General features: G+C 62.2%; 22 protein-coding genes. 11 read left to right on the top strand and 11 right to left on the bottom strand.

Features of this window, described 5'->3' with window-relative positions; genetic code table 11:
- Positions 1-150: 150 nt before the first annotated feature.
- Entirely contained in the window at positions 151-1395 is a 1245-nt protein-coding gene (gene thrS, locus KHO31_RS10435; protein WP_211623237.1) for a threonine--tRNA ligase, read from the bottom strand.
- A gap of 444 nt (positions 1396-1839) precedes the next feature.
- On the opposite strand from thrS, the gene KHO31_RS10430 reads away from it, so the two are divergent.
- Entirely contained in the window at positions 1840-2325 is a 486-nt protein-coding gene (locus tag KHO31_RS10430) for a GNAT family N-acetyltransferase (RefSeq protein WP_201081479.1), read from the top strand.
- 37 nt (positions 2326-2362) lie between these two features.
- Here the strand turns inward: KHO31_RS10430 and KHO31_RS10425 are convergent, their stop codons facing one another.
- Complete coding sequence (locus tag KHO31_RS10425; RefSeq protein WP_201081477.1) at positions 2363-2947, bottom strand: flavin reductase family protein; 585 nt, start codon at positions 2945-2947, stop codon at positions 2363-2365.
- 145 nt (positions 2948-3092) lie between these two features.
- Here KHO31_RS10425 and KHO31_RS10420 point away from each other — a divergent pair, with 145 nt between their 5' ends.
- Together KHO31_RS10420 and KHO31_RS10415 are read left to right on the top strand one after the other, a co-directional pair.
- A complete protein-coding gene (locus KHO31_RS10420; protein ID WP_201081475.1) occupies positions 3093-3329 on the top strand; it encodes a hypothetical protein in 237 nt (78 codons plus the stop codon).
- 6 nt (positions 3330-3335) lie between these two features.
- Positions 3336-4142, top strand: a complete 807-nt coding sequence (locus tag KHO31_RS10415) for an aminoglycoside phosphotransferase family protein (protein WP_201081473.1) — start codon at positions 3336-3338, stop codon at positions 4140-4142.
- 148 nt (positions 4143-4290) lie between these two features.
- Here KHO31_RS10415 and KHO31_RS10410 read toward each other — a convergent pair whose 3' ends face one another.
- Together KHO31_RS10410 and pdxR are read right to left on the bottom strand one after the other, a co-directional pair.
- Positions 4291-4623 (bottom strand): hypothetical protein, encoded by a 333-nt coding sequence (locus KHO31_RS10410; protein ID WP_201081471.1) that lies wholly within the window; start codon positions 4621-4623, stop codon positions 4291-4293.
- A 224-nt stretch (positions 4624-4847) separates the two neighbouring features.
- A complete protein-coding gene (pdxR, locus tag KHO31_RS10405; RefSeq protein ID WP_211623236.1) occupies positions 4848-6371 on the bottom strand; it encodes a MocR-like pyridoxine biosynthesis transcription factor PdxR in 1524 nt (507 codons plus the stop codon).
- A 107-nt stretch (positions 6372-6478) separates the two neighbouring features.
- On the opposite strand from pdxR, the gene KHO31_RS10400 reads away from it, so the two are divergent.
- Positions 6479-7219, top strand: coding sequence for a GNAT family N-acetyltransferase (locus KHO31_RS10400; RefSeq protein ID WP_211623235.1), 741 nt, complete (start codon positions 6479-6481; stop codon positions 7217-7219).
- Between the two features lie 90 nt (positions 7220-7309).
- Here KHO31_RS10400 and KHO31_RS10395 read toward each other — a convergent pair whose 3' ends face one another.
- Complete coding sequence (locus KHO31_RS10395; RefSeq protein WP_201081465.1) at positions 7310-7846, bottom strand: GNAT family N-acetyltransferase; 537 nt, start codon at positions 7844-7846, stop codon at positions 7310-7312.
- Positions 7847-8182: 336 nt separating this feature from the next.
- Between KHO31_RS10395 and KHO31_RS10390 the strand changes: the two genes are divergently transcribed.
- The 3 genes from KHO31_RS10390 to KHO31_RS10380 are packed head-to-tail and all read left to right on the top strand — an operon-like array spanning position 8183 to position 11474.
- Positions 8183-10375, top strand: a complete 2193-nt coding sequence (locus KHO31_RS10390) for a GNAT family N-acetyltransferase (protein ID WP_211623234.1) — start codon at positions 8183-8185, stop codon at positions 10373-10375.
- On the top strand, positions 10341-10778 hold the full coding sequence (locus KHO31_RS10385; protein ID WP_201086605.1) for a transcriptional regulator: 438 nt from the start codon (positions 10341-10343) through the stop codon (positions 10776-10778). The genes KHO31_RS10390 and KHO31_RS10385 overlap by 35 nt, the downstream gene beginning before the upstream one ends.
- 24 nt (positions 10779-10802) lie before the next feature.
- A complete protein-coding gene (locus tag KHO31_RS10380) occupies positions 10803-11474 on the top strand; it encodes a VC0807 family protein (protein ID WP_201086597.1) in 672 nt (223 codons plus the stop codon).
- Positions 11475-11483: 9 nt separating this feature from the next.
- Here KHO31_RS10380 and KHO31_RS10375 read toward each other — a convergent pair whose 3' ends face one another.
- A complete protein-coding gene (locus KHO31_RS10375; protein ID WP_201081463.1) occupies positions 11484-12350 on the bottom strand; it encodes a LysR family transcriptional regulator in 867 nt (288 codons plus the stop codon).
- Between the two features lie 124 nt (positions 12351-12474).
- On the opposite strand from KHO31_RS10375, the gene KHO31_RS10370 reads away from it, so the two are divergent.
- The 4 genes from KHO31_RS10370 to KHO31_RS10355 all read left to right on the top strand — a co-directional run bounded on the left by KHO31_RS10370 (position 12475) and on the right by KHO31_RS10355 (position 16351).
- Complete coding sequence (locus KHO31_RS10370; RefSeq protein WP_201081461.1) at positions 12475-13419, top strand: AEC family transporter; 945 nt, start codon at positions 12475-12477, stop codon at positions 13417-13419.
- 208 nt (positions 13420-13627) lie between these two features.
- Complete coding sequence (locus KHO31_RS10365) at positions 13628-14593, top strand: quinone oxidoreductase family protein (RefSeq protein ID WP_201081459.1); 966 nt, start codon at positions 13628-13630, stop codon at positions 14591-14593.
- Positions 14594-14797: 204 nt separating this feature from the next.
- The gene (locus tag KHO31_RS10360; protein ID WP_201081457.1) at positions 14798-15376 is read left to right on the top strand and encodes a DUF4337 domain-containing protein; all 579 of its coding nucleotides are present in this window, start codon (positions 14798-14800) and stop codon (positions 15374-15376) included.
- Positions 15377-15661: 285 nt separating this feature from the next.
- Positions 15662-16351: a class I SAM-dependent methyltransferase gene (locus tag KHO31_RS10355; RefSeq protein ID WP_201081455.1), complete on the top strand. Its 690-nt coding sequence runs from the start codon at positions 15662-15664 to the stop codon at positions 16349-16351.
- A gap of 39 nt (positions 16352-16390) precedes the next feature.
- Here the strand turns inward: KHO31_RS10355 and KHO31_RS10350 are convergent, their stop codons facing one another.
- From KHO31_RS10350 to KHO31_RS10330, 5 genes are all read right to left on the bottom strand, one after another.
- A complete protein-coding gene (locus KHO31_RS10350; protein WP_201081453.1) occupies positions 16391-17668 on the bottom strand; it encodes an RNA polymerase sigma factor in 1278 nt (425 codons plus the stop codon).
- 4 nt (positions 17669-17672) lie between these two features.
- Complete coding sequence (locus tag KHO31_RS10345; RefSeq protein WP_201081451.1) at positions 17673-18080, bottom strand: VOC family protein; 408 nt, start codon at positions 18078-18080, stop codon at positions 17673-17675.
- Between the two features lie 83 nt (positions 18081-18163).
- On the bottom strand, positions 18164-18691 hold the full coding sequence (locus tag KHO31_RS10340; protein ID WP_201081449.1) for an SRPBCC family protein: 528 nt from the start codon (positions 18689-18691) through the stop codon (positions 18164-18166).
- Positions 18692-18752: 61 nt separating this feature from the next.
- Positions 18753-19166, bottom strand: a complete 414-nt coding sequence (locus KHO31_RS10335; RefSeq protein ID WP_201081447.1) for a YciI family protein — start codon at positions 19164-19166, stop codon at positions 18753-18755.
- Positions 19167-19319: 153 nt separating this feature from the next.
- A complete protein-coding gene (locus tag KHO31_RS10330; RefSeq protein ID WP_201081445.1) occupies positions 19320-19673 on the bottom strand; it encodes a YciI family protein in 354 nt (117 codons plus the stop codon).
- Between the last annotated feature and the right edge of the window lie 54 nt (positions 19674-19727).

The raw sequence follows: 19727 nt of genomic DNA, 5'->3' as shown, positions 1-19727 counted from the left end.
CTCCTACCACGCAGGTCCTCCCATCGAAACTCGGCGCAAGCCGCTCACGCCTCAAACACTCTCCCCCCAACAAACTCGAATCGACATCCCATTGCCAGGCTGCGCGCAATCACCGGCGGCAAGCCCATGCCGCCCGGCGACAGGCTACGGTCATAGCATCGATCGCATTGGAGGCGGCAGCGCATCCAGCCGCAACTGTTCGACACCCTCCGCAAGCGCAAGCGTCGACTGCTGCCCGTCGCGCATGCGAATGCTGATCGTCCGATCGCGTTCATCGCGCGAACCCACTGCGACGAAAATCGGCACCTGCTTTTCCCTCGCATCGACGATCTTCTTCTCCAACCGCTCCGGTCTGCTGTCGAGCAGCGCTCTGATGCCGGCGTCGTCAAGCGCCTGCATCACCTCTTGCGCATACGCGACATTCGCATCGCTGATCGTCGCAACCACGACCTGCTCGGGCGCGAGCCACAGCGGCAACCATCCTTCGTGATGTTCAAGCAGCATCGCGATAAAACGCTCCATGCTGCCGAGCACCGCGTGATGAATCATCACGGGCCGCTCGCGTTCGTTGCGCTCGTTGACGTACTCCGCGTCGAGCCGTTCGGGCAGCACGAAATCGAGCTGGATCGTGCCACATTGCCAGCTGCGTTCGCGGCTGTCCGTCAGATGAAACTCCAGTTTCGGGCCGTAAAAAGCGCCCTCTCCTTCGAGTAGGTCGAATCCGAGGGCCGCCGCGCGCGCTGCATTTGCCAGCGCCTCTTCCGCGCGATCCCACGTTTGATCATTGCCCGCGCGCATCGCGGGCCGCGTGGCGAGTGCTACTTTGAAGTCGGGAAAACCCAGGTCCGCGTAGACAGAGCGCAACAACGAGCAGAAGCGGCCGACTTCGGCTTCGATATGCGTCTCCGTGCAGAACACATGCGCATCGTCCTGAACGAAAGCACGCGTACGCTTAAGCCCTTCGAGCGAGCCCGAAGGTTCGTCACGATGACACGCGCCGAACTCGCTATAACGAACCGGCAACTCGCGATACGAGCGCACGCGCTGGTTGAACACCTGCACATGACACGGACAACTCATCGGTTTCAGACAAAGCGCGCGCCCTTCTTCCGCGTCGGACAGCGAATACATCGCCGCGCCGAACTTCTCCCAATGACCGCTTTTTTCCCACAACGAGCGTGCGAGCAGTTGCGGCGTACGGATCTCGCGAAAGCCCGCACGCCGCATGCGGGCGCGAACGTAGTCTTCCAGCACGCGGTACAACTCCCAGCCGCGTGGGTGCCAGAAAACCATGCCGGCGCCTTCTTCCTGCTGATGGAAGAGGTCGAGTTTATTGCCCAATACACGATGATCGATGTCGTTCACAGTCCTGCTCCGTTTGGTTTGATGTCGCAAATGCTGCAGATCGATGCCGCAAACGGAGGTCCAGAAACGCCAAAGGCCCCGTCCGTTTCCGGCGGGGCCTTTGGTGGTCTGCCACAGCTTCTTGCTTCTAGCGTGCGCAACCTCCAGACGACCCGCCTGTGAAGGTGGTCGTCGTGGTGGTGACAGCAGCGAAGGGAATTGAGTGGAAGTCCATGGATCGACAGTAAACGATTTTGTGAGGGCACGTCAATCGCGATCTCGACGAGCGCTCTGGGGGCAAAACGCCACCGGTGCTGGAACGGGTGCTCGAGTATCTCGGCAACAGCGAGAAACGCCATCGCGAATGGATATCGTGAGCGAGCCGGCGTGACTACCCGGCGGCCTCAGTCCCACGTACTATAGCGACATAGAAGATTGGCCGCCGCGCGCGGCGGCCCTTTCGATCCACCATCCAGACCGACCGAGCCCTGCACCTTGACTATTCACATCCGCCACGCCCACACACCCGACGCCGCCTTGATTCTCCGCTTTATCACCGAATTAGCGGTGTATGAAAAGGCGGAACACGAAGTTGTCGCTACCGTTCAAGACATCGAAACAAGCCTGTTCTCCGCGACGTCCACCGCGAAGGCTTTGATCTGCGAAATGAACGGCGAGCCGATCGGCTTTTGCGTCTATTTCTTTTCCTATTCGACGTGGCTCGGCAAACAAGGGCTCTATCTGGAAGACCTGTACATATCGCCGACATCGCGCGGCAGTGGCGCGGGCAAACAGATGCTTCGCCACCTCGCGCAAATTGCATGCGAAACAGGCTGTGGGCGGTTCGAATGGAGCGTGCTCGACTGGAACGAGCCGGCAATCGGCTTCTATGAATCGATCGGCGCGAGTGCGCAAAGCGAATGGGTTCGCTATCGGTTGGCGGGGGATGCGCTCACGGCGTTTGCTGAGGGGGCTGAGTAAGAGGTCGGCAGGACGCTGACGCGTCGCTGCCATGTCGTTAGTCCCCCGCCCCGCTCGCTACCGGCTCGACTTCAAACGCGTCACCCGTAGCGAAGAATGTCCCGCCCGCCACGTAATGGCACGTACGCCGATCGGGGTCGTCGCCGAAATGCCAGCGGTTGTTCGAATACACGCGGCTATCCGCGTAGGCGGCGACCACCTCGCCAATGATCAGATCGTGCCGCTGGCTATCGTCCGGGATGACCTTGCATTCCATCCACGTGATACAGCCGGCCAGCATCGGCACATCGATCTCTTGCGCGGGAAAAGTCTCGAGGTCGAAGGCCGAGAACTTGTCGAGTTCCGCACCCGCGTTCGTGCCCACCGCCAGCGTCTGCGCGGCAAATCCGCGGCTCGGCAGTTGCAGCCCGAATACGCCGCTCGCTTCGATCAATTGCCGCGTGAGCGTGCGGCTGTCCACCACGACGACGACCTTCGGCGGGGTGAAATCGAGCGGCATCGCCCATGATGCCGCCATCACGTTCGAGCGGCCGCCGTGCGCGCTGGTAATGATGGTGACGGGTCCATGATTCAGTAACTGCGTGGCCCGCGACAATGCGACGGGTTCCCGGGTGGCTTTCATACGTGCTCTTCCGCGTCAAATGGATCAGGCAGATTGTAGCGGGGACGCGCAAAGCGGGTGAGGCAGCCTCTTGAGTCGCACTTGCGCGAGCTACGGCGCCACGGACGCTGCGCTCTGCCCTTCGCACGCAGCATCCAGGATCGGCGTGATTTCCACATACGAGCGCCACCTCGGGGTGATCCAGGCGAGAATGCAAGACCACCCACAAACCGTCGGAGAAGCCGTGCGCATCGTCTGCTTGCATACTGCTGACAGCAATATCGCCCTGTTCGACGCGGCCGCCCGCGCAGCCGGATTCGAGGCGCTCGAGTTGGCGCATGTGGTCCGCGCCGACTTGCTCGCCCTCGCCGCCGCCGTTCACACAGCCACGCTCGCGGCCTGAAGCGCGATGTTCGCCGAATACATCGTCAAGTGGGATTTGCTGCCGGATGGTGAGCCGATTCGCACGCACAGCAGCCGCCTGCTGCCGGTGCGCCAGCATGGCGTCGCCGCGATGCTGAAAGTTGCACAGGAACCCGAAGAGAAATTCGGCGCGCAGTTGATGGTGTGGTGGGACGGCGACGGGGCGGCCCGCGTGCTAGCCCATGATGCCGACGCCGTGCTGCTGGAGCGCGCCGAAAGCAATCACTCGCTAGCGGACATGGCCCGCACAGGCAGCAGCGAGGCGGACGACCACGCCATCGACATCCTCTGCACCGCCGCTGCACGACTCCACGCACCGCGCAACAAACCGCCGCCGGAACTGGTCGGCTTGCCGCGCTGGTTCCAGAGTCTCTGGCCTGCGGCAAAGCAATATGGGAACTGGCTCGCCGAGAGTGCGGCAGCAGCACAAGCCCTGCTCGCCGCGCCACAAGAGCCGGTCGTGCTGCACGGCGATATTCATCACGGCAACGTCCTCGATTTCGGCGCGCGTGGTTGGCTGGCAATCGACCCGAAGGGTTTGTACGGCGAGCGCGGCTTCGACTATGCAAACATCTTCTGCAACCCGGACTCGGAGTCCGCGCTAGTACGCGGACGGTTCGAGCGTCGCGTCGAACGAGTGGCGCAAATCGCCGGACTCGAAAGACGTCGTCTGCTGCAATGGATTCTCGCGTGGTCGGGTTTGTCGGCGGCGTGGATTCTCGAAACGGGCGAGACGCCGGACATCGATACAGACATCGGCAGAATGGCGGCCGACGCGCTGAAGCGGAAGTGACAGCTGGGAACTCAAGGGGAAACAACGCTGGCGGACACGACCGCTAACGCACTCGCGTCGGCGCAACGCTACCCAATCCTCCAGGTCGGCGACCCGGCATCGCCAGGCGGCAGCCGGCAAGCCGCCGCCCAGGCATTCCATCGGCTAACTAATGCGGGGCTTTGCCGTTGGGCAGGGCGTCCAGCGGTTTGTGCTGTTCTTCGCCGAGTCCCGGGAAGAACGCGTTCCATGCGGCTCGCACGCCCTGAGCCGCGGTGGCCTCCGCGCCGATCGATTCGGCCTCGCCATCGGCAGCTTTCGACGGGTCGGAGGAAAGGCCGCGCCAGTGCGTGAACACCAACAAGGGTTTCTCAGTCCATACGCCGTCGCCATATTTCGCAAATGCCGTGTCCCCGCTCGTCAACTGCACCTCGTACCAGCCTTCACGCACGGGCGTATGGGCGGCAAGCTCATACCAGGCGGTCGGTTCGATTTCCTTCATGTCGTCTCCGGTCGGATAAGTCGTCGTAAATAACCACAACAAAGGCATTCTTCATGCCCGAGCGCAGTAGCCGCCCGGCAGGCGGGCACCGCATCCCAAGCGATGTCGCATCGCGGTGCGCTGGGCATGACCTGCGGGCGATTCGTCGACGTCGCGCACTTCGAAATCGCCGCGCATAAACGACACGATAGCGCGACATGGGCCACGCGGACAAACGTAAAAACTTACACAGCGCGCCGGGTAGTCGACCGCCTTGCCGACCCGCTGCTCGACTCACGCGCCATCTCCCGCACCAGCTCGCCCAATACGCGGACGACGGGCGCCAGTTGCCCAGCTGGCGTACTGCCATACCCAATCACCAGCCCATTCGTCTCCTCGCGTTGCTGCAATGCAAAACCCGACAGCGCGCGCGGATTGAGCCGCGCGGCGAGCGCGCGTTCGGCGAGGGTCCGATCGGAAATAGGCGGCGGCAAGCGAAGCGTCAGATGCATGCCGCAATCGCCGCCCAGAATCTGCGATGGCGCGAAATGCGCGGTGAGCGCATCGCGCAGTGCCTGCTGGCGCTCGCGGTACAAACGTCGCATGCGGCCCAGATGCCGCCCAAATTCGCCGCTGTCGATGAAATGCGCCAGCGCCAGTTGCTCCAGACGATGCCCGCCACGCAGCATCTCCTGCAGTGCAACCGCCGTGTGCGCGGCGATTGCGCGCGGCAACACCACGAAGCCAATGCGCAGCGCCGGAAACATCGTCTTGCTGAATGAGCCGACGTACAAAACCGGCGCGTCCTCGACCAGCCCTTGCATGCTGGCGATCGGCTCGCCGGTATGGCGGAATTCGCCGTCATAGTCGTCTTCGATCAGCCAGGCGCCGCGGCAGCGTGCCTGCGCAATCAGATCCAACCGGCGCGCCACCGACAACACCGCGCCGGTTGGATACTGATGCGCGGGCGACGTGTAGATCAGCTTGGGCGCATGCGTGCGCCAGGCGTCGGACGGAACCGCGATGCCTTCGGGGTCGACCGGCATCGGCAGCATGGTCAGATCGCCGAGATTGAACGCGGCTTTTGCACCGCGATAGCCCGGATCTTCCACCCACGCGATGTCGCCCGGATTGGTGAACAGCCGCACGCAGAGGTTCAGCGCGTCCTGCGCACCTTCGGTGATCACCACTTGCGAGCCGTCACAGCGCACGCCCCGCGCCATCCGCAAATGCGCGGCGATCGCGTCGCGCAGGGCCGGTTCGCCCATCGGGTCGCCGTAGCCGAGTGCGAGCGGCAACGCACGCTCCATCGAACGTTCGAGCGCTCGCCGCCAGGCAGCGAGCGGAAAGTGATCCAACGCCGGCGTGCCGGGTGTCAGCGGCAAGGTGTTGTCGGCATGAGTCCGCGTCGCCGCGAATTGCTCGACACGCGCCGCGTAGGCGACCTCCGGCGCGACCGCCGGTGTCTGCGGTTCACCGCGTGCCGAGGGGCTGGAGAGCGGACTCACGCGTGTGCCCTTCTTGTCGGCCACGACATAGCCGACCGCGGCCAGATGCTCGTACGCGATCACCACCGTGTTGCGCGACACACCCATCTCCGCCGCCAGCAAGCGCGATGACGGCAGCAGTGACCCCGCCGGCAAACGCCCTGTGAGGATGGCTTGCTGCAAACGTTCGATCAATTGCTTTTGCAGCGGCGCGGGCTTTACGCCGCCGGCGGTGGCGGTCGCGGCGGCTGAATTAGCGAGCGGGCCAATGATTTCGATCATCTCGGCTGGACCTATCAAATACCGTTCTATTGGATCTTTTTAACATACCACGTTTGTCGTATCGTTCTCCATAGACAGCAGTCACCACTATCGACAGGAGAGCAGACATGGAACCCAGACATAACGCTTTCGAGCAGCCGATCGGCGCCCCCGTGCCGGGCTGGAATGGCGCGCAGGCGCCCGGGCGCGAGCCGCTGGTGGGCAGCTATTGCCGGATCGAGCCGGTCGATGTGGAGCGCCATGCCGTGGATCTCTACGAGGCCTACAGTTCGGCGCCCGATAGCCGCGACTGGACCTATCTCGCGGTCGGGCCGTTCGAGAGCCTCGCCGCATATCGCGAGCATCTGACGCGGATGGCCGCATCCCCCGATCCGCTGCACTACGCGGTGATCGAGCTGGCGACCGGCAACGCAGTCGGCACGCTCGCGCTGATGCGGATCGACCGCGCGAACGGCGTGATCGAGGTCGGGCACGTCACCTATTCACCAAGGCTGAAGCGCACGCGCATCGCGACCGAAGCGATGTTTCTGCTGATGAACCATGTGTTCGACGATCTCGGCTATCGCCGCTTCGAATGGAAGTGCGATTCGCTGAATGGACCGTCGCGCACGGCGGCACTGCGCTATGGCTTTACGTTCGAAGGGATCTTCCGGCAGGCGATCGTATATCGCGAACGTAATCGCGATACCGCGTGGTTCTCGATCATCGACAGCGAATGGCCCGCGCTGCGTCCAAGCTATGCGCGCTGGCTCGATGCCGGCAACTTCGATGCGCAAGGCAAGCAGGTTGAACGCCTGGTGGACCTCATCGCGCGGCAGCGGGCGGCGGCGAGCGAAGGCGGTCAATAAGGCAAGACGGTTCGCGAGCCGGTTGCGCGCCGGCTCGACGATTCCAACGCTTCATAGATTGAAGAAACTGACGAGATGTCAGGCGACGGGTTACACCATCCCTGCCGCTCTCCGCAGCACGATGGTCGGATTGCCTTTGTACGTCGTGCGAAGCTGTTCACGGTAACCGCACTTGCGCGCGACGTTCAGCGACGGCTGGTTTTCCGGCGCGATGATGCAAGCGGTCTCGCCGCCTGGCCAATGTGCATCCGCCCAGGCGAGTGCGGCGCGCACGGCTTCGGTGGCGTAGCCGCGATTGTGTACGGCTGGGTCCAGCGCCCAGCCGATTTCAGGCGTATCCATCAAGGAAGGCTCGATCTCGCGGTGGTAGTCGGCAAAGCCGACTTCGCCCAGGAACCGGCCGCCGTCCTTTTCCCGCACCACCCAATAGCCGTATCCCAGCATCGCCCAATGTCCGGCGTAACGCAGCAGGCGCGCCCAGACTTCTTCGCGCGTGAACGGCTTGCCGCCGATATAGCGGATCACTTCAGGATCGGACCACATTGCATAGCTGTCGAGGAAATCGTCGCGCGTGTGCGGACGCATGATCAGGCGGTCGGTGGTAAGGAGCGTGGGGCGTGTCGACATAGGCGGGCTGGTGGTTGGCGTGGTGACTCGGAAAGTCGTGCGTTTGATAATTGCAGATTCTAGCAATACCGTTGTTGCCCCGTCGCCTCAAAAGGGGCATTGCGATAAGGCTCAGCGACAATGCAGAGCCACTCCGTTCATGATGCAATCCAACCGCTGCATCCCATTATTATGCCAACCTAAATAATGGTATCTTTACGATCCTATTCTTGGAAAGGTTGACGCGCCTTGTTCAAGAACAGTTCAATCAAAATAGTCCGCAGCAGCCTCCTGCAAGCCATCGTCTTGCAGGAGAACGTCTGCTTGCGACAACACGCTGGGAGGCCGCGCGCTGAGATGATCGTCGAAAAAAACACCATTGAGATTCTGGATCGCTATAGCGACGTTGCTCCATTTGTAGATTCAGTCAACGAGGCAGCAGACAGCGATAAAAATGCCCTCGGATTCTTCCCGTCACGCGTCTTTGAAGACTTTGCCCGGAAGGAGCAACTCTTCGTCGCGGTCGAACGTCATGCAAAGGGCATGTCATATGCAGGCCACCTACTGTTTGAAGCCAGACATCCGAAGGGACGCGTCCGGCAGATTTTCGTTGCGCCGACGCTCAGAAAGCATGGGATTGCAACTCGCCTGCTGCAACACCTCAAGAAACATCTGACAGACCACGCATTCATTTCCATGTATGCGCGCGTCGCAGAAGACCTCACTCAGGCCAACAAGTTCTGGGAAGAGCAAGGCTTCTACGTGCAGAGCATCGTAAGGGGTGGCGAGACAAGGAACCGGACGATCGTCGTTCGCAGTCACGAGCTGGATACGCCGCAATTATTCGCACCAAGCGGGCTCAGCGCCGCCGACCCCTTGGGCTTGAATTCGACATACGGCACGGCGGCTCCAATCTTCCTGCTGGATCTGAATGTACTGTTCGACCTTGGTCCACGCAGACGTAGAAACGAAGAAATCCTTGACCTGTTCCGAATTGAAAGAGCCGGTTCCTGCCAGTTGGCCTTGAGCACAGAGATTACGACCGAACTCACCCGAACCGCACGCGTTGGCGTGACAGATCCGATGCTGGCGTACGCTCGCATATTCCCCTCTTTTCCTACCCCGAGTGCAGAGGAGTGGAACGCCCTCAAGCCGGAGCTGGCGTCTATAGTATTTCCGGAACGCTATCGAGCCAATGCATTGAGTAGCAATGACGTCTCCGACCTACGACATTTGGCCACTGCCATTCAGAACGGGCTCACCGGTCTAGTCACAAATGACTCGTCGATACTCAACGCGGCCGCGAGACTTGACGACCGATGTGGAATCCAGGTCATCTCGCCCGGTGCTTTTAAAGATTTGAATACTGGCGAAACAAGAGAAGAAGTATTTCAGACCGGAGGAAATAACGCACTCTCGATAGCATCCATTACGCAGGCAGACGAAGCCGCAGTCCATCGGCTTTTATCCCGGCTCGGAATCCCCGTCACGGCTATCGTGACCGAGTGGGCCGCAATCGACTCGAACGAGCGAGTCTGCAACCGTCATGGTGTCTGGTCCGACGGTGTTCTGGTCGGATATCTGATGTGGCCCAGGACAATCGCTGGCGTCGATTTCAATGCGCGCGTGGCCATCGATGAAACTCAACCTGGTGCGATACATGCAGCCCGTCTGCTGCTTGGATACCTGATAGAGCAAGCCACGGCAGAAGGCACGTCCCAAATCAGACTGACATTTCCTGCGCAGCAGGCGCAAATCCGCGAGGTAGCGTCCGCGCTCGGCTTTGGCGGAATGACGGGCCAGACATCGCTAACCAAGATTGCCGTTGGACGCGTCGTCACCCCATCGAATTGGGAAGACTGCAAGGACCACCTCTTTCGGGCTGCCCGCGTGTGCCTGCCCGACACCCCACCGGTCTATAGGGACGTCGACCAGCAGGTTCGCCTCGTCAGGCCCGATGGAAACGTGGGACATGTTTCCTTGATGACTCTGGAGACACTGCTCTCTCCCGCGCTCTTTTGCCTACCCGGACGAGGGGCGGTGATTTCTCCGGTGCGACACGAGTTTGCAGAGGACTTATTGGCACACTCACCCCAGAAAAGCCTCTTGCCGCACGCCCGAGCCAGACTCTATAAAGAACGTCACTATTTGAGCGGAGTCGCGACGCTCAGACACTTTAAGCGTGGTAACCTGATCTTGTTCTACGAATCCGCGAAGAACAAAGGTCTTGGCGCCATTGTCGCGATCGCACGCGTACAGCACGCGTATTTGAAATCCCAAGAGGCGATGGAAAATTCGGACCTCGATCCGTCAGTTCTCGACGCTGCAGGACTCGAAGCGATTGGTCGATCCAAGACGAAAACCGTGACGGTGTTCGACAACATTATCTGCCTTGAACGTCCAGTTCCGCTCGCCACACTGCAACGGTTGGGCTGTGGCAGTCCGCAGGACCTGCTTATCACTCATGCAATCGACAACGCACAGCTTCAAGGAATCCTCCAGGAAGGGTTTGCCCATGGAACACCCAGAACACGTACTCATTTCGCTTGAGGAGCGGCATGCCGAAAACATACTGGCAGGCACCAAGCATGTGGAACTTCGACGTCGCGCGATGAACGTGAAGGCAGGTACTGTCGTATGGATCTATGTGAAGTTACCGGTTGGCCGCGTGATCGGTTGTGCCACGGTGAGCGCCGCCCATTCGCTTGCGCCCACCACTTTATGGCGACGATTTGCGAATGTGTGCGGCATCACCCGGCGCGAATTCTTTGACTACTTCGATGGGCTATCGAAAGGCTTTGCTTTGGGCCTGCACGAACCGCAACGACTCTCCGGCACCATTTCACTGACGGAGTTGAGAGCGGCGTCTGCGGGCTTTCACCCCCCGCAGTTCTTTATTCGCATTGCACCTGACAGCCCGCTCCTTCGCGCCATCGAAGGCAAGCGCGCGTAGGCGGTATTTATCGCGAGCGCGTCCATGAAATCCCGCTTGCGCCACCTCTCCGCGCTGATCGTGAACATCGCCTTGCCGTGGCTCGCCTACCGGCTTGCGTTCCCGCACTATGGCCAACTCGGCGCGCTGGTTGCATCCGCGCTGCCCCTGATCGCGTGGATGAGCTGGGACCTCGTGCGCCACCGCCATTTCGACGCACTCAGCGCAATCGTGCTGGTCGGCATCGTGCTATCACTGGTCGCGATGGCCGCGGGCGGCGGCTCGCGCATGCGAGCGCTAGCGGATCCCATGGTCTCGGGGATGATCGGTGCGTCGTTCCTCGTTTCACTGGCCTTGCCGCGGCCGCTGGTGTTCTACCTCGGCCGTTCGACGAGGGCGCGCGAAGATCATCGCAGCGTCGAAAGCTACGAAAAGCATTGGCGCGAACGCCCTATGCTCGCCGCCTATATCCGGTTGATGACGCTCGTATGGGGCCTGGGCATGACCGGGGAGAACCTGTTGCGCAGCCTGATCATCTTGCAGTGGCCGAATGATCCGCACTCGGAACTGGCCTCCGAGGTGCTGCGTTACGGTGTCTATGCCGGCCTGACGGTCTGGACGTTCTGGTGCCGACGGCGCCTCAAGCAGGACGCTATGCGCTACCCCGCCGACCCGGCAGACCCTGCGGACGCCACAGACCGTCTGGCGAATTCATAAAACGGCGCCTCACGCCAGTTCGAGAAACCGCGCCAGACACGGATTGCGATTGGCCGGCGACCACGCCAGCACCTGCTCGATCAGCGGCGCATCGACCAGCGGCCGGAACACCACACCCGCGAGTTGCGCCTTGCGCATCGAAGCGGGCACCAGCGCCACGCCCACGCCTTCATCGACGAGACTGAGCACGGTCTGCTGCAACTGCACTTCAAAGCGGATATCCGGTTCGAAACCGCCCGAGCGGCAGTGCTCGAGGATGGTCGCACGCAAGGTCGGCGCGACTTCCTCGGACGCCAGCACGAACGGCTCGCCCGCCAGTTGCGCGATTTTCAATCGCCGCGCGCGTGCTCGCGGATGGCTGCGCGACAGCGCAACGCACAACGGCTCACGGAGGATCGTCCGGGTCGCAATGCCCTTGTCGGGCACGCTCGGAAACATGATCGCCGCGTCGATCTGGCCAGCCAGCACCTGCGCGGCCAGATCGTTCGAGACGACCTCGCGCAGATTCAATGCGACCTCGGGAAACGCCGCGCCGAACACACGCGCATAGCCTGGCACGACGTTGTATGCGGAGCACATCGTGAAGCCAATGGCGAGCTTGCCGGCATCGCCGTGCGCCGCGGCTCGCGCGTTGCCGACCGCCTGTTCCACGGACGCGAGGATCGCCTTCGCATCGACGTAGAAGCGCTCGCCCGCCGCAGTGAGCGTGACGCTGCGCGGACTGCGTTCGAGCAGCGTCACCCCCAGGTTCGCCTCCAGCGCAGCCAACTGCCGGCTCAAAGGCGGCTGCGACAGATTCAGGCGTGCCGCCGCCCGGCCGAAATGGCGCGTCTCGGCAAGCGTCACAAAGTAGCGTAGCGGCTTGATATCGATCACGATACCCTCGGGCTGAATGACGATGCAGAAAAGGAATTATCGGATACAAAAAACAGTATTGGATTGTATCAACGCAAGCCACTACGCTGGCGCATCGCTCTGTCCGTCCCCTTCTTTTGCACCGATGTTAGCCACCCTTGAGATTCTGCTTCCCGTGTTTGGCCTGATTTTCGCGGGCTTTGCCTGTCGCCGGCGCGGCGTGCTTGGACCGAACGCCGCGTCCGAGCTGAATCGCTTCGTGGTCTGGCTGGCACTGCCGGCCCTTCTGTTCGACACGATGGCGCACGCCACCTGGCAGCAGCTCTATCAACCGGCTTTCGTCGCGACGTTTTCGATCGGATGCGTCAGCGTGTTTCTGCTGATTCTCATGATGCGCTTGATGAGTGGCCGGCATCTGGCCGACGCGAGCGTCGACGCGATTGCGGCGTCGTATCCGAACACGGGCTACATCGGCTTTCCGCTCGGCATGATCGCGTTCGGCTCAGCCAGCCTGACGCCGACCACGATCGCCACGATCCTCGTCGCGTGCGTGCTTTTTGCGCTCGCGATCGTGCTGATCGAAGTCGGATTGCAGACCGAGCGCACGCCGCACAAGCTGGGGTTGAAAGTGCTGAACTCGCTGGCGCGCAATCCGCTGATCGTGTCACCGATAGCGGGCGTGTTGTTCGCGAGCACACACGTCGCGTTGCCACAAAGCGCGGAGACGTTTCTGAAGCTGCTAAGCGGTGCCGCCAGTCCGTGCGCGCTGGTGAGCCTTGGCCTGTTCCTCGCGGAAAAGCGTCCGCCCGAGACCGGTGCGCGCGGCATCTCGCTGCTGCTGACCGGCGTCAAGCTGCTGGTTCAGCCGGCGTTGACCTGGTGGCTCGCGGCGCACGTGTTCGGGCTCTCAGCCACCCTGGTCGAGATGGCCGTCGTGCTGGCCGCGTTGCCCACCGGCACCGGCCCATTCATGCTGGCGGAGTTCTACCGGCGCGAGGCGCACATCACATCGCGCACGATTTTGCTGTCGACGGTGGGATCGGTGGTGACCCTGTCGTTGCTTCTGCTGGTGATGGGCCATCGTACATAGGCGAACCGCCCGGAAAATGCCTCGCCCGACATCTCGCGCTATGCTTCGCACACGGACCATCAGGGTCCGCGGTCTTCATAAGCGAACCGCGAACAGCGCACCGAGCCGCCGTTTCGAAAGTCTTTGTCTCAACGCCTTTGTGCCGGTCACTTAGACTACGTTCATCGGCTGCACAACGCAGCGCAAGACCCGACAGGAGTGACACGCAATGAAAGCGATTCAGTTCAAGACGTTTGGCAACCCCGAGGTGCTCGAATACGTCGATCTGCCGACGCCCCAAGCCGACGCGGACAGCGCCGTCGTGCAGGTCAAGGCGGCCTCGGTGAATCCGAGCGACGTCAAGAACGTGTCCGGCCATTTCGAGCACACCGTCCTGCCGCGCACGCCCGGCCGCGACTTCAGCGGTGTCGTGGTGGAGGGTCCGCAGGCATGGCTCGGCGCTGAAGTCTGGGGCACTGGCGGCGATATCGGCTTCACACGCGACGGCACGCACGCCGAGTTCATCAAGATCCCGCTCGCCGGCCTGTCGCGCAAGCCCACCACGCTCAGCCACGCGGAGGCCTCCGCGATCGGCGTGAACTTCGTGGTCGCATGGCTCGGCACAGTCGAGTATGCCCACCTGCAAGCGGGCGAGACGATTGCCGTGATCGGCGCGGGCGGCGGCGTCGGCGGCGCGGTGGTGCAGATCGCGAAAGCGCGGGGAGCTCGCGTGATCGCCGTCGACCGCCATCCCCTTTCCGCCGATACGCCCGCGGGCCGGTTGATCGACGACTACGTCCCATTCGACGAAAACGTGACCGCGCGCCTGAAGGCGTTGACCGGCGGCGCCGGCGCGGACGTGGTGTACGACTCGGTCGGCGGCGTCGCGTTTGAGACCGCACTGAGTCTCGTCAAGCGCCGCGGCCGGGTGCTGGAAATCAGCGCCACGGGTAAGCGCCGCGTGGAATTCGACCTGATCGATTTCTATCACAACGAAACGCAACTGCTCGGCGTGGATAGCGCCAAACTGGGCGTCGCCGAATCGGCACCGTTGATGACGGCGCTGGTAGAGGGCTTCGAAAGCGGCAAGCTGCAAGGCCCGGCGATCGCACAGGAATTCCCGCTCGAACGGGCGCGCGAGGCCTACGAGGCGGTAGCCGCCGGCACGCGCGGCCGGGTCGTCATCACGATGTGACGGCCGAAGCGACCGGCGGGCGTGGTTAGCCGTCGGCATTCATTGACCTGGCCCGACGCCGATACCTTTTCCATCACCGGCCGCCTCACGCTAAGATTGAGCCCGCCCGGGCCGGCGCGCAGCGCTTGCGGCGTCGCCCGCGCATGGGCCACCGCCATGCGCGCCGCCCGGGGACCACAAAAAAAGCTCGGCTCGGAGAATCAGATGTCTGAAGAATATGAAGTGCATGGTCCGCATGACCATGCGGTTGAACACGCCGGCCACCACGACGCGGACCCCTTTGCGAGCCGCATGGCCGTGATGACGGCGATCCTCGCGACGATCGGTGCACTGTGCGCGTACCAGAGTGGCAACAGCGAAAATCTGGCGCTGTATTACAAGAACGAAGCCGCGATTAAAAAGACCGAAGCGTCGAACCAATGGAACTACTACCAGGCCAAGGGCGAGAAAGAGAATCTCGCTGAACTCGGCGCAGCGCTGTCGCTCGGCAATGCCGATGCACACGCGAAGTTCATCGCCGACGTCGACAAATACAAGGAACAGAAAGAGCCGATTCGCGCGAAGGCTGAAGCGATCGAAAAGGAAGTCGTGGACAATGACGCCAAAAGTGAAGCGCTGCTGCACGGCCACCATCGCTGGGCCCAGGCCACCACCTTGATTCAGGTTGCGATCGCCTTGTGCGCGATCACGTTGCTGACCCGCAAGAAATGGCTGCGTAATCTATCGTTCGGTATTGCGGCTGCGGGTGTTATTACGGGTGCCATGGCGTTCTTTTCGGCCTGATTGCGTGAACGGCGCGGGGAGTGCAGACACGCCCCGGTCCGAACTTCGTTGCGGTTGCGCACAAAGCGGCGTTAGGTGTAGCCCAGCTAATTCGGTAAGTGTCTTACCTCTCACACACTCGACGTCGATCCTAAAGCCTTCCGCACGCCGCTTTGTCGTAAGTCAAAGGCGTGCGGATTGGATGATCAGTAGTCCAATTTTCATGACATAAATTGAGGGCGCCGCGATCTCGTATCGCGCATCCGCGCTGCGGCATAGAGCGCAACCTGTCATGGAGGACTTACCGTGAACGCATCCCCTAACCTTGCAAGCGACCTCGTCGCCAATCTCGACGAAAGCATTCTGCTTCCGCAACTCGGCTGCCCCGCAGGCGAGATCGGCGTGGCAGTCGGCGATATGCTGGAGCGCTCGAATCTGGCCGTCATCGAGGCGTCCTTCGCTCTGCTCGACCCGCACGCGAATGAGCGGATTCTCGAAATCGGTCTGGGCAACGGCGGCCATATCGCATCGGTATTGGATCAGGCTGCAGGACTCATCTTCACCGGCATCGATTTATCGCCGACCATGATCGCCGAGGCTCGGCGCCGCAACGCAACCTTCGTCCGCGATGGCCGGGTCTGGCTCGAAACCGCCGACGTCATGTCCGTGCCATTCCCGGCCGCGTCGTTCGACAAAGCCATCACGATCAACTCGACGTATTTCTGGCCCGACCTGACGGCGGGTTTGAAGGAAACACGCCGCGTGTTACGTGCGAGCGGCGTACTGGTGATCGCGGCCATCACGCCCGAAGCAGCCAACGAGATGCCGTTCGCCAAATACGGCTTCACCGTCCACGATGCAAAGATGCTGGAACTCGCGTGCATCGCGGCGGGTTTCGATCAGGTGGGCATCACCCGTTACGTCGAGCCGCTGCTCGATCCGCCGCAGGAATTCGGTCCACGCGAGTTCTATCTGGTGCGAGCCTGCGCCGGGTGACGCGGCGCTAAACGACTCAGACTCGATGCGCGGCACCGTTCAATGCGCGATGCCGCGCGCAGCACGCTCGAGCAACAGCTCGCGCTCACGCGCATTACGCGTCATGCTGGCAGCGCGTTCGAATTCCGCGCGCGCCTCTGCCAAACGGCCGAGCTTCGCCAGCAAATCGCCGCGCACGCTCGGCAACCAGTGATAGTTCGCGAGCGCCGCATCGGCGGCGAGCGCGTCGACGATTTCCAGACCGGCAGCCGGCCCGAATGCCATCCCCACCGCCACTGCCCGGTTCAACTCGACCACGGGCGAAGGCGCCACCTGCGCCAGCGCATCGTACAACGCGACGATCTGCGCCCAGTCGGTCTCCTCAGCGCGGCGGGCGCGCGCATGACACGCGGCCAGCGCCGCCTGCAACGCGTACGGACCGCTCGCGCCGCCCAACGCGTGCGAGGTGCCGAGCGCGGCCAGCCCGCGCCGAATCAGCAGCGGGTCCCAGCGGCTGCGGTCCTGATCGAGCAGCAGCACCGGCCGACCCTCGGCATCGGTGCGCGCATGCGTGCGGGACGCCTGGATTTCCATCAGCGCGACGAGGCCATGCACTTCGCTTTCGTCAGGCACGAGCCCGCTCAGCACGCGCCCGAGCCGCAGCGCTTCCTCGCACAACGCCGGACGCATCCAGTCGTCGCCGGCTGTGGCCGAATAGCCTTCGTTGAAAATCAGATAGATCACCTGCAGCACCGACGCGAGCCTTGGCGCACGCGCATCCGCTTGCGGCACTTCGAACGGCACTTTGGCCGCCGACAGCGTGCGCTTGGCCCGCACGATGCGCTGCGCGATAGTCGCCTCGGGCACGAGGAACGCGCGCGCGATTTCGTCCGTGGTGAGGCCACCGAGCAGACGCAGCGTTAGCGCAACACGTGCGTCGGTGGACAGCACCGGGTGGCACGCCGTGAACACCAGCCGCAGCAGGTCGTCGCCGATATCGTCGGCGCGTGCGGCATCGAGGGAATCGACGAAATCCGGCACGAGGTGCGCCTCCAATGCGTCGAGATCATGACCCAGCTCTTCGCGCTTGCGGGCATGCAGCGCTTCCTGGCGCAATCGGTCGAGGGCGCGGTTCTTCGCAGTCGCCATCAGCCACGCTCCTGGATTGTCGGGTACGCCCGCGTCAGGCCAATGCTCGAGCGCCGCCACCAGCGCGTCCTGCGCCAGTTCTTCGGCGAGTCCCACGTCGCGCACGATCCGCGCGACGTGGGCGATGACCTTGGCGGACTCGATGCGCCAGACTGCCTCGATGGCACGATGGGTGGCCGGCGTCGTCACGGGATCAGCCCGCTGCCTTGGCGTTCGGGTCCATGTAGATCAGCTCCCAGATGTGTCCGTCGATATCTTCGAAGCCGTGCCCGTACATGAAACCGTAGTCCTGCGGTGCGCGCGGCACCGTGCCGCCGGCGGCGAGCGCTTTCGCAACCAGCGCATCCACCTCGCCCCGGCTCTCGCACGACAGGCCCATCAGCGCCTCGGTGCTTTCCTTCGGATTGCAAAGCGACTTGCGCGTGAAGGACTTGAACAGATCCTTGACCAGCAGCATCGCGTAGAGGTTCTCGCCGAGGACCAGACACGCGGCCTGCTCGTTGGTGAATTGCGCCTCGAAGCCGAAGCCAATCGCGCTGAAAAATGCCTTCGACCGTTCGAGGTCGTCGACGGCAAGATTGACGTAGATCTGCTTATGCATGATGGAATCCATTGATCCGGTTGTGTGCTCTACAGGCCGCGAATTGCATCGCAGTACGCTGCCTGTAGAGCGATCCCACGTATTCAGCTCGCCTCGGCAAGCGTTTTCAGATTGCCCAGGCCGTCTTCGAAATCCTTGCCGACCATCCGGTCCATGCTGATGAACACCTCAATCAGCTTCGACAGAAACGGTGATGGCCCGTGCATCGCCCAGGTGACCTGAGTCGCGCCGGCCTCCGGCTTCAACGTGAAATCGGCGGTGTTATGCGCTTCGTACGGCTTGATGAAATCGAGGTTCATCGTCACGCTCGATGGCGACGCCGTATCGACGATCTCCATCTGCCCCACGCCGACTTTGTCGCTTTGCCACGCATAACGCGCCCCCTTGCCGCTTGGCGTGCCGCTGTAGGTGCCTTGCGTCGCAGGATCTTTGCGCAGGAACGGATTCCAGCGATTGAATTGATGCAGGTCGTCGATCAACCCGTAGATCCGCTCAGGCGGCGCCTCGATGCGCACGCTGCGTTCAATGCGAAAGTTGTCGGGCCGAGTCGCCGCGTAGATGAGCACAAGGCCTACCGCAGCGACGACGGCGATCAGAATGGTTTTGAGCATGATGAATCCTTTCAGTGTGGCCGGATCGGCGCCTAGGTTAGCGACCGGATCGGCGTCGGGATCAAGGTTTGGCCGCGTCCAGTTTCTGGAAACGCTCCCGTTCCGGGCTCGGCTCGAAGTCCTCGAGTTCATACAGTTGCCGCACTTCGATTTCGCCATCGGCCTGCTCGCCGAACGGCGCCGGAAAACGCCGCGCCCATTCCATGGCTTCTTCGCGGGAGCGAACCTGAATCAGCGTGTAGCCGGCGATCAGTTCTTTGGTTTCCGCGAATGGACCATCGATTACCGTGCGCTTGCCCGCGCTGTAGTGGATGCGCCAGCCTTTCGAACTCGGTTTCAGGCCGGTTGCGTCGAGTAGCACACCGGCCTTGGCCAGTTCTTCGTGATATGCGCCCATCGCGGCCATCAGGGCGTCGTCTGGCGGCCCGCCAGCTTCGCTGACGGCAGTCGCCTTCACTATGATCATGAATCGCATCGCGGTCGCTCCTTGGGTGGCGAGTGGTCAGTGGGAGCCGTTATCTGTTTGCTGGCTCCTTACTCACACGACGAGCGATGCGGGACCGGATCGACATATTTGCCGCCGGCCTGGGGAAAACCCCGAGAAAAAGCCGGGAATGGGCGAACCCGCCTATAGGAAACAAGGCCCGAGTTTGCGGACTTCGACGGTGCACCAAGAGGCCGCCGGGCAGGCTTGCGCGATCGCCACCGCTTCTTCCCGGCTTTCACAATTGAGCAAGAAAAAACCGCCGATCAATTCCTTGGCTTCAGCGAACGGGCCGTCGAGCAGTTTGGGCTGTCCATCGCGCACCTGCACGCGCACAGCGTCACTGGCGGAGGTCAACGATTCCACAGCGACCAGCTTGCCGCGCTCTTTGAGGTCGGCGGCGAAACGCACCATCTGGTCGTAGACCTCGCGCCCCGCCTGCTCGCCGCGTTCGACGCGTTGATTCGGGGGTTCGACGATAAGCAGCATATAAGACATGGCGTCTCCGATTGATCGCGCCGCGGACGTGAACGCCAGGCAGGCGTACGAAGG

It is taken from the genome of Paraburkholderia domus (genome assembly GCF_905220705.1).
Classification (GTDB): domain Bacteria; phylum Pseudomonadota; class Gammaproteobacteria; order Burkholderiales; family Burkholderiaceae; genus Paraburkholderia; species Paraburkholderia domus.
Note: the sequence above shows the minus strand (reverse complement) of the source record. Positions and strands in the feature narration are given on the sequence as shown.